Source organism: Bradyrhizobium altum, from assembly GCF_020889705.1.
Taxonomy (GTDB): Bacteria; Pseudomonadota; Alphaproteobacteria; order Rhizobiales; family Xanthobacteraceae; genus Bradyrhizobium; species Bradyrhizobium altum.
In genome coordinates this window covers 1-8,920 of the sequence record NZ_JACMYP010000319.1, presented here as the reverse complement: position 1 = coordinate 8,920, position 8,920 = coordinate 1, and the positions used below count along the sequence as shown (strand labels likewise).

The 8,920-nt window shown below is 61.3% G+C and carries 8 protein-coding genes and 4 pseudogenes; 5 read left to right on the top strand and 7 right to left on the bottom strand.

Features of this window, described 5'->3' with window-relative positions; genetic code table 11:
* Positions 1–48: 48 nt before the first annotated feature.
* Positions 49–505 (top strand): annotated as a pseudogene (locus H8B02_RS41750) (IS3 family transposase); the annotation flags it as partial.
* A gap of 33 nt (positions 506–538) precedes the next feature.
* Here the strand turns inward: H8B02_RS41750 and H8B02_RS41745 are convergent.
* From H8B02_RS41745 to tnpA, 4 genes and pseudogenes are all read right to left on the bottom strand, one after another.
* Complete coding sequence (locus H8B02_RS41745) at positions 539–1,129, bottom strand: UPF0149 family protein (protein ID WP_229171499.1); 591 nt, start codon at positions 1,127–1,129, stop codon at positions 539–541.
* A gap of 29 nt (positions 1,130–1,158) precedes the next feature.
* Positions 1,159–2,714 (bottom strand): annotated as a pseudogene (gene tnpC, locus H8B02_RS41740) (IS66 family transposase).
* A 50-nt stretch (positions 2,715–2,764) separates the two neighbouring features.
* Positions 2,765–3,122 (bottom strand): annotated as a pseudogene (tnpB, locus tag H8B02_RS41735) (IS66 family insertion sequence element accessory protein TnpB).
* Entirely contained in the window at positions 3,119–3,580 is a 462-nt protein-coding gene (tnpA, locus tag H8B02_RS41730) for an IS66-like element accessory protein TnpA (protein ID WP_229171498.1), read from the bottom strand. The pseudogene tnpB and the gene tnpA overlap by 4 nt, the downstream one beginning before the upstream one ends.
* A gap of 80 nt (positions 3,581–3,660) precedes the next feature.
* On the opposite strand from tnpA, the pseudogene H8B02_RS41725 reads away from it, so the two are divergent.
* Positions 3,661–3,954, top strand: a pseudogene (locus tag H8B02_RS41725) (integrase core domain-containing protein); the annotation flags it as partial.
* A gap of 362 nt (positions 3,955–4,316) precedes the next feature.
* Here H8B02_RS41725 and H8B02_RS41720 read toward each other — a convergent pair.
* Positions 4,317–5,243, bottom strand: a complete 927-nt coding sequence (locus tag H8B02_RS41720; RefSeq protein WP_229171497.1) for a TauD/TfdA dioxygenase family protein — start codon at positions 5,241–5,243, stop codon at positions 4,317–4,319.
* Between the two features lie 466 nt (positions 5,244–5,709).
* Here H8B02_RS41720 and H8B02_RS41715 point away from each other — a divergent pair, with 466 nt between their 5' ends.
* Entirely contained in the window at positions 5,710–5,907 is a 198-nt protein-coding gene (locus H8B02_RS41715) for a hypothetical protein (protein WP_229171496.1), read from the top strand.
* Positions 5,908–6,094: 187 nt separating this feature from the next.
* Here the strand turns inward: H8B02_RS41715 and H8B02_RS41710 are convergent, their stop codons facing one another.
* Positions 6,095–6,364 (bottom strand): hypothetical protein, encoded by a 270-nt coding sequence (locus tag H8B02_RS41710; RefSeq protein WP_229171495.1) that lies wholly within the window; start codon positions 6,362–6,364, stop codon positions 6,095–6,097.
* A gap of 219 nt (positions 6,365–6,583) precedes the next feature.
* Here H8B02_RS41710 and H8B02_RS41705 point away from each other — a divergent pair, with 219 nt between their 5' ends.
* Positions 6,584–6,751 carry a hypothetical protein gene (locus H8B02_RS41705; RefSeq protein WP_229171494.1) on the top strand — a complete coding sequence of 56 codons (168 nt, stop codon included), beginning with the start codon at positions 6,584–6,586 and terminating at the stop codon, positions 6,749–6,751.
* 767 nt (positions 6,752–7,518) lie between these two features.
* Here the strand turns inward: H8B02_RS41705 and H8B02_RS41700 are convergent.
* The gene (locus H8B02_RS41700) at positions 7,519–8,259 is read right to left on the bottom strand and encodes a class II aldolase/adducin family protein (RefSeq protein ID WP_229171493.1); all 741 of its coding nucleotides are present in this window, start codon (positions 8,257–8,259) and stop codon (positions 7,519–7,521) included.
* A 208-nt stretch (positions 8,260–8,467) separates the two neighbouring features.
* Here H8B02_RS41700 and H8B02_RS41695 point away from each other — a divergent pair.
* A partial coding sequence (locus tag H8B02_RS41695) for a transposase (RefSeq protein WP_229171492.1) occupies positions 8,468–8,920 on the top strand: 453 nt, incomplete at its 3' end.

Sequence of the window (8,920 nt, the reverse complement as noted above, 5' to 3'; positions counted from 1 at the left end):
CGGTCGACGCGCGCCAGGTAGGACGCCGCGCTGAAGATCGAGGTTCGGCGCGGCTTCGATCAGAACTTCGCCGTCTACGGCGTGCGCAAGGTCTGGCGCCAGCTCAAGCGCGAAGGCTTCGATGTTGCCCGTTGCCACGGTGTCGCGGCTGATGCGGGACATGGGTTTGCAAGGGGTCATCCGCGGCAAGTCCGTCAAGACAACGATCAGCGACAAGGCGGCGCCATGCCCGCTGGATCACGTCAACCGCCGGTTCAAGGCGCCACGGCCGAACGTCCTTTGGCTCTCCGGCTTCACCTATGTCGCAACCTGGACCGGCTTCGTCTACGTCGCCTTTGTCATCGACGCCTATGCTCGCAGGATCGTGGGCTGGCGGGCCTCGCGCACGGCGCATGCAAGCTTCGTGCTCGATGCGCTGGAGCAGGCCCTACATGATCGACGGCCGGTCCATCGTGGCGGGCTCGTGCACCACAGCGACAGGGGCAGCCAATACGTATCCATTAAGTGTAACCGGTATGAGCTCCCACGTCCGCGATGATTAGCGGTCGCGTGCGTAGCGGATGGGCATCCAGTGCTGGCGCAGCGCCTCGACGACGGTTGGGATATCGAGGTAGGCGTTACGGAGGAAATCCTCGGCTTCGCGACCGTTTCGTGGCGGTCCGAGCAGCGGACGGGCCTGATCGTCGCGACAATGCAGCAGGATGGGCAGCAGCAGGCCGTGATTGACGTTGTTGACGTCGAGCAGCGACGCCCACGCCGACAGTCTGAGCCGCATCGCGGCATAGAAACCCTGGCACCAAGGATGCGCATCGATGTTGCCGCTGGGGTCGCGCCGGTGCATCGGCTCGAACCGATCGGGGGCAGTCGAGAGGGCGTTGCTGATGTCGTTGTGACGCAGCGCGACGGCGGAGATCGCGGCGAACTCCGGCGTGCCGCCATGGTTGAAAGCGTCGGCATCGATCGCGAGCAGCGGGCAGATCCAATCGAGCGGGCTCATCGACACCGGTCCGGCCACGATCGCAGCGGTATAGCCGTCGAGCATGGGAATGCTGGTGGCGGCAGGATGGCGATCGACGCGATCCTGGAGCCATCGCTCGAGCTCCGCAAGCGACATCGCGGCTGACGCCATCGACGATGCTGCCTTATGGCGACGTGGGCTCATGCCGCGGCCTGCGGTGTGTGCCGGCGCGCCTTCTTCCAGTTCCAGGCGAGCAGCTCGTGCAGCTGATGGCTCTTGGTTCGCCCGGACACGATGCGCTCCAGCACATCGGTCAGGTAGGCCTGCGGGTCGAGCTCATGGAGTTTTGCCGTGTTCACGAGCGACGCCAGGATCGCCCAGCTCTCGGCGCCGCCTTCGCTGCCGCTGAACAATGAGTTGCGTCTTCCCATCGCAATCGGGCGCATGGAACGCTCGACTGTGTTGCTGTCGACCTCGACACGGCCGTCGCGGAGAAACAGCGTCAACCCCTCCCAGTGATTGAGTGCGTAGTTGATGGCCTCCGCCAGCTTCGATTGGGAGAAGAGCTGGCCGACCATTGCGGTCAGGCGCGTCCTGAGCGCCTCCATCAATGGAGCGGACCTGGTGCCGCGGGTGGCCAGCCGCTGCTCGGCACTGCTGCCACGGATCTCTGCTTCGATGGCATAGACCGCCTGCAGGCGCTCGATCACTTCGCGCGCGAACGGCGACTGGGTCGTCTTATACACCTCGACGAATTTGCGGCGGGCGTGGGCAAGACAAAAGGCGAGTTGGATCGCGCCGCCATGATCGCGGGCGAGCGCCTTGTAGGCGGCATAACCGTCGACCTGCAGAATGCCGGAAAAGCCCGTCAATTGTCCGGCGATCTCCGCCGTGCCGCGGCCGTCGGCGAACACGTAGGCCACCGCCGGCGGCGAGGGACCGCCCCATGGCCGGTCATCCATGGCATGCGCCCAGAACTGGCAGATGCGCGGGCGATGTCGTCCGGGATCGAGCACCGGCATCGGCGTCTCGTCGCAGAACAGGCGCGGCGCGGCCTGGATCGTGCGCAGCTGAAGCGCATAGAGGCTCCTGAGCCACCAGGCCGTACGCTTCACCCAGCCGGCGAGCGTCGCCCGGTCGAGATGGACACCCTGGCCGGCCAGAATTTGCACTTGTCGGTACAGCGGCAGATACCAGGCGAACTTCGAGACTACCACGTGGCTCACGAGTGCGGTCGAAGCCATGCCGCTCTCGATCAGGCGCGGCACCACCTTCGCCTGGATCACACCATCGGTGCAGCGGCGGCAGCCGTACTTGGGACGGACCGTCCGCAGCACCCGCAGGATCGCCGGGATGATGTCCAGCACCTCGCTGACGTCCTCGCCGATCTTGTGAAGCTAGCCCTGGCAACACGGGCATGCGGTCGCCTCCGGCTCCAGCACATGCTCGCAGCGCGGCAGGTGCTTTGGAAGCGCGCCGATGTTGCGGCGCGCCTTCTTCCGCAGTGGCTTGCCGGGCGGCTTTGCCGCAGCTGCATCGTCGTTGGCAGCTGCAGGCGGCGTGACGTCGGTCTCAAGATCGCCAAGCTCAAGCGCGAGCTGCTCGGCCACGAGCGCGGCAAGCCGCTCCGAGCGCTTCCCGAAGATCATGTCCTTGAACGTTTGCATTGCTACGCGCAGCGTCTCGTTCTCAGCGTCAAGCCCATCTCGGTCAGAGCTGCCGGATCGGTCGGGAGAGTGTCGGGGCGAATCGCCATGACCAGACGATACATCCGTGCGCCCCATGCTCCAGTGAAATCCTCACTTCTCAGCCGACAATGGCCGGCTGCTTCACAGGCTTGGGCGACACACGCGTCCACTCGAGCCCGTCGAGTCGAGTAGCATCGCTAGCTGCGTCGCACTGAGATGCACAACGCCGTCGCGGATCGGCGACCAGGTGAAACGCCCCTGGTGCAACCACTTCGTTACCAACACCATGCCGCTGCCGTCCCACGCCAGAAGCTTCACTCTGTCCATGCGCTTGCTGCGGAACACGAAGACGTCGCCGCAATATGGGTTCGCGCGCAGTGCTTCGCTCACCGCGCCGACAGCGTATGCACCGACTTACGAAAGTCGACCGGCTGGGCCGCCAGCACCACCTTGAGGTCTGACCGTAGAGCAATCACCGGATCCCTCGAAGCGCCGATAGCACCACCGAAAGCGTCGCCAGTTCCACCCCCGGCTCGACCCGGATGCGCGCCCCGTTCACCTCGATCTCGACCACTCCACAGACCTTGGCCGGCGGCGTGGCAATCTCCACGGGCTTCGTCTGTACCGGCGAAATACACTCGGACTTGCCAACCCTCCCGCCATCGCTCTCGGCGCCAATTTGGATAGGCACGAAGTTCTGGGCTTTGCCGGCCAGCGCCGCCGCTACCTGGCGTCGCCACGCCGTGAGCAGTCCGCGGGAAACGCCATTGCGCCGCGCCACCTCGGAGATGTTCGCCCCCTCCTCAAAGCTCTCTGCCGCGATCCGGGCCTTCTCCTCGCTCGTCCACCGTCGCCGCCGGCGCTCCCCAGTGATCACCTCAACGCGGCGATAAGAGTCACCTTCCTGCCTGGCATCAAGCATGGCATTTGCCATCGCGCCACCTCCACCGATCAGCTCTTGCCAGCCTGTATCGCAGACAAGCTTCGTCACTGCGAGGTGAGGCCCTCATGCCGGTTACCATTAAGTACATCGAACGCCTGGCTGAAGCTGGCGTCGAGCCTTCTGTCGGTAGTGTCGGAGATTCTTACGACAACGCTCTCGCCGAAACCATCAACGGTCTCTACAAGGCCGAGGTGATCCATCGGCGCGGGCCATGGCGCAGCTTCGAGGCCGTCGAGTTCGCCACGCTCGAATGGGTCGATTGGTTCAACAACCGACGGCTCCTGGAGCCCGTCGGAAACATCCCGCCGGCCGAAGCCGAGCAACGCTACTACGCCATGCTGGGCCAATCGGCCATGGCGGCATAACTTAAACCAAATGGCCTCCGGCAAACCCGGGGCGGTTCAAACCGCCTGAGAAGGCTTCGTTCATTCATCCCGCGTCGAGCTTTCTCGACGTTCTTGAGGGGCCACTTGAGTCGGGCATTGGGTACAAGTCAGAGTTCGCCCGGTACTTCTTGAGCGCCGGTGAGGTTCGCCGCAAGCGCATCCTCGCTGTCGAGGGCGGCACCATCGGCGAACCTCGGCCTGATCTAAGGAGTCGACGCCGATCGACGAGAATAACCGACACGCGACCAGCGTAGGTGACCAGGTAGGGCAAGCAGCGACCACGCGGCTAAGAGCAGAACAGAGTCTATACCAGCCGGATCTCAGAGACGCTTGCTAACGCGCTAGGCGACATTCTCGGGCGATTGTCTGGTGGCTTTTACGCGCGTTACGCTGCACTGGCCATGGACGCTTACGGGTACCTCTCCCTCAATGGTCACGCGACAAGCGACGCGACGCTGTTCGCCGTAATCATTGACCCCATAGTGTTGCGTGGCACGGTTGTCCCAGATCGCGACATCACCCTCCTTCCAGTTCCAGCGCACGGTGTTTTCAGGTGCAGTGACGTGAGATTGGAACAGATCGAACAACCTTTGGCCGTCATATTTCTCGATCCCGACAAAATGCTGCACGTAGTTGCCGAGCACCAGCGCGCGCTCACCGGTCTCGGGGAGAACACGCACCACGGGATGCTCGGTCTCATAGATCGTTCTGGTCATGACCTCGTCCCAATACTTCTTATCGGCCTCGCTGATGCGTGCGATTACGGCCGAGTCGAAGGCATTGCTGTGAACGGCCCAGAGCTCGTCGGCAAGGTGTTGCAGCTGCGGCGGGAGGTCGAGATAAGCGGCCGCGGTGTTTGACCAGACCGTATCGCCGCCGAATGCCGGGATCACAACACCTCGTAGCATCGTAATCTTGGGATAGGCATCGAAGAAGGCCAAATCGGTGTGCCACGCGTCGGCCCGGTAAAAGGCGCCGGTGGAATCAACTTTGCGGACCGACGTCGTTCCGTTCGTGACAGGGCCCATCGGCGGCATTAGCTTTCCTAAACGAAGAGCAAAGCGCTCCTGGCCCGCGTCATCGAGATGACCCTGGTCGCGGAAGAAGATGACTTTGTGCTCGAGCAGCACGCTGTTGATTGCAGCAATGGTCTGGTGCGGCAATTCGCCCGACAATTTTATGTTCCGGATTTCAGCGCCGATGCGCGCTGCACGTTTGACGACGTCGGCAGTCGGAATGAGATTGTTGATTAAGGCCGTTCCACTCATGGTAGGTGTTCTCCAAAGTTGAGGTTCCTTCGCCAGACCAAGCCATTCAGCTGCGGCCATTCAAACTGCGATACGGGCTTGACGCTCGCCGCGAGCCTTCTGAGCAAGCAGCGTGCCAATCACCAAGAGTGGGCGTCAGGCCGTTCATTTTGCCGAAGGAAATCCCTCACCCGGACAACGACAGCGAAGTCACCTATTGTCCCGGATACGACAAGCGCATGTCAAAGTTCGGTCAGAACGCTGGGGCCCACTCGGTATGAGCGCAACACCCGGCTCTGTGCTTGTTTCAAGCAAAATGATTATCCTTCGCTGCTTTTAAGAACAGTGCATTGACGCGGCAGCGACGCATTCGCAACGGATCGACTACGTTGGCGCGGCACACAACGATGGCGATCACGCCAGAGGTTTGCAGCGTGCTCTGGACCATTATGGGTCGGTGCGCTTTGGATGCTGCGACCCTAGATCTATGCAGCAGATCTTCTCTTCCGGTTCAAGCGCATCGGATTCCGATCATGTCGCCCGGATGTACCAATTTGAAGTCGTCCGGGGATCCCGGGACGATTTCGCCACCTTTCCGATTCATCTCGCCCGGGTGCGAGGCGTTCCGGCCGGTATGTTCTCCGGTATTGGACGAGCCCAAGGCCAATCTGAAATCGCAGCTTGAACCTCTTTTGTTTCTGTTTCTGTTGCGGTGAGCATGTGGGCAACGCCCAGGAGACTGGGCAAGAACGTCTCGCAAAGCCTGACAGGATACGTCGATTTAGGGCAGCCAGAGCAGTCCTTGCCGGACAGCTTGTCTTCGTGTACGGCAGCAGCACTCTCTCGATCTGGAATCGCGCCAGACCTCGCAACTACCTGGCCAGGCCTGCGATCAACCCCTGAATGCGGAATAAGCTCAATAGCAGGGTGACGTTATAGCTCAACGCTATCAGCCTCCACTTGCCGCGTACCTTGTCAAAGCCACGCAGCAAGAAATGTCGGTGGCCAGCACGGCAGTTAAGTGTGCCGAGGGGGGGCCCGACCATCATGGCACCGGCATCGCGCATCCGGGCAAGATGTCGCTCGACAACGTCCTCATGCTCCCCGCGGTAGACGATCCGCAGCTTCGCCTTTTCCGTCAAGCAGGCCACGCGCAAGTCGGGGGGGGCGCCGAACACGACAGACTACCCCTATTCTTGAGCGGGTCCTGTCTCACGTCACGATCACTGACCCGCATCATTTCCGATTTGGGCACCGCCCTGAGGTGCTGAAGGAGCGGTCGGGGCGCGGTCCCGCCTACATTGTCGTCGCGCTGCCGGTCGGACCAGCAAGGCAGCGTTCTGTGCCATGAGGTCCCGGCCTTGGCCGTTGGCGCCTTGATCGAGCGGGTGGTCCTCGACGCCTTGGTGCCGGATCAGATTGAGATCGCGAAGGACCAACTGAAGCGGGAGAGCCGTCAGCTCGAGCTCCAATGGGCGCTCCGCGTGGAGCGCGCCCGCTACGAGGCCGAGCGCTCGGCGTCAGTATGACATCGTGGAGCCCGAGAATCGTCTTGTGGCGCGCTCAGTTGAGCTGGCTTGGGAAGAAAAGCTACATATCTTCAAGGCAATCGAGCAGCAGCATGCGCGTTGGCGCGCGTAAGAGCCGCTTCTGATTGGTCCGGCGGAGCGCGCTGGGCTACAAGCGCTCGGAGAGAACCTGCCGCGGATTAAAACGCGGCACCACTTCGGCAGCCGATCGCAAGCGCATTCTTCGATTTGTCATCCACGCAATCGTTCTTGATCAGAAGCGGACCCGCGGTCAGGTCTCGGCTCGAGATCGTCTGGCAGACCGGCGCAACCAGCGAGCATCACGTGCAACGGCGCGTCCACACTTGCCGCAATTACATCAACATCGATCTGTTGCGGCAGCGCATCGCCGAGTTGAATGCTGAACACAAAATGGACGCGAGATCGCGGCAATACTCAATCAGCAAGGCTTCGTCGCGGCTCGTGCCAGCGCCTTCAAGGGCGAGAATGTCCGGATGCTGCGTACCCGCTTGGGGCATTCCAACTGTCAAAATCAACGACGCAGGCAAGACTCACGGTCGCTTCTCGATTCAGGGCGCGGCGGTTGAGCTAGAAGTGCCCCGCAAATAGTGTTCGATTATCTCGCGCTCGGATTGCTGGGAGGTCGTCAGTTAGTCACCCGCTCGGCAATCACGCCATGCCGTTGGCCAACCGGCAGCTGGCCGGTGACGAGCGTGAAGCTTGCCGCGTTGGCTCGGCGCTCAACCTTAGCCGTGCATGGCGGACCATCAGGTCGCGTAGCCAGGGCTGATGCGATCGAGCCGGCGTTTGAGCGCCGCCCAGGGACGCTGATCCTGATTGTAGTGATTATGCTTGTACTGCGACGCAGTGTAAGCGGCGACATCTTCGGACGGTAAAGTAATCTTTTGCCCACCTTGCGTAGCCGAAATCTGAACGCGGCACGCTTTCTCCAGTTGGTACATATTGAGGAACGCTTCGGAAACGGTTCGTCCAACCGTGAGCAGACCATGATTTTTCAGGATCATCACATCGCTGTCGCCGAGATCACGCACCAGCCGTTCACGTTCGTCGAGATTGAGCGCGAGGCCTTCATAGTCATGATAGGCAACACCCCTGTAGTGGCTCATCGACTTTTGACTCAACGGCAGCAGCCCCTGCTCCTGCGCGGCCACCGCCATGCCAGCCACGGTATGCGTGTGCATGACGCACCGGGCGTCATCACGACGCATGTAGACCGCTGAATGGATCGTGAAGCCAGCAGTATTTATCTCAGACTCATCTTCCTCCTCGAGGACATGCGTCTCGAGGTCAACGACGACGAGGCTTGAAGCCGTGATTTCATCGAACATCATGCCGTACGGATTAATGAGGAAATGGTGTTCCTTGCCAGGCAGGCGCGCCGATAGATGAGTGAAGATCAGGTCGTCCATGCCGAAATGGGCGATTAGGCGGTAGGCCGCAGCCAGATCGCAGCGAGTCTTCCACTCCTCGGCGGCGACGTTACCCATGCCTTTTCTCCTCATCGAACGTTTCATTACGGGGGAAGGGAAGTCGCCGCTGTGCTTAACCGTAGATGCGCCCAAGTGAACTTATTCGATCTGTCCCCTAGTTAGACGAATTAAACCACGGGCTATGTCGCTTGAGCAGCTATCACATCAGATAGGGCTAGTCTGACTGAGTCACAAAACCGCAGGCTCTAGCCGGCCAGAATCAGCGATGGTTGAAGCATGGACCATTAGCCGACGAGGCCGACATGAGCGGGCGTGGCACCAAGACGAGCGAGAAGCGATTTGCGGTGGTTTGGAAGGGCTTGCCAGTGTCATCGGTCATGCTGATCGGAAGGCGCCGCTGCGCGACTATTGCGTCGGCTTGATTGCCTGTGGCGGTCGCAAGAGCGTGGAGCCGATGGCGGCGGTGACAGCTCCAGAACGGACGGCCGCCCAGCATCAATCGCTGCTGCATTTCGTCGGTAGCGGTGCCTGGTCGGATGAGAAGGTGCTGGGCAAGGTACGTGAGATGGTCCTGCCGGCGATTGAACGCCGGGGCCCAATCGAAGCCTGGATCATCGACGATACCGGATTTCCCAAGCAAGGGAGGCATTCGGTTGGAGTTGCACGGCAATATTGCGGGCAGCTCAGCAAGCAGGATAATTGTCAGGTGGCGGTGTCG